This window comes from Enterobacter sp. ZOR0014 (assembly GCF_000798855.1).
Lineage (GTDB): Bacteria > Pseudomonadota > Gammaproteobacteria > Enterobacterales > Enterobacteriaceae > Enterobacter > Enterobacter kobei.
Window position 1 is genome coordinate 1 of the sequence record NZ_JTLF01000356.1, and the last position, 564, is coordinate 564.

A 564-nucleotide genomic window follows, 5' to 3' on the forward strand; every position below is an offset into this window, starting at 1 on the left:
GTACGGCCACCTTCACGGATTGCGAAACGCAGACCGTCATCCATCGCGATTGGGTGGATCAGAGTCACAACCATCTTGATGTTGTCGCCTGGCATTACCATCTCAACGCCTTCTGGCAGTTCGATGGTACCGGTCACGTCAGTTGTACGGAAGTAGAACTGTGGACGGTAGCCTTTGAAGAACGGAGTATGACGGCCGCCTTCGTCTTTGGACAGGATGTACACTTCAGATTCGAACTTGGTGTGTGGCTTGATTGAGCCTGGCTTCGCCAGAACCTGACCACGTTCGATTTCTTCACGTTTGATACCACGCAGCAGAACACCAACGTTCTCACCAGCACGGCCTTCGTCCAGCAGTTTGCGGAACATTTCAACGCCAGTACAGGTAGACTTCGCAGTCTCTTTGATACCAACGATTTCAACTTCTTCACCCACTTTGATGATACCGCGCTCTACACGACCGGTAACAACGGTACCACGACCGGAGATGGAGAATACGTCTTCGATTGGCAGCAGGAATGGCTTGTCAATCGCACGCTCTGGTTCTGGGATGTAAGAATCCAGG

General features: G+C 52.0%; 1 protein-coding gene. It reads right to left on the minus strand.

Annotated features, from left to right (window positions below):
- A partial coding sequence (locus L977_RS20325) for an EF-Tu/IF-2/RF-3 family GTPase (RefSeq protein WP_047626817.1) occupies window positions 1–564 on the minus strand: 564 nt, incomplete at both ends.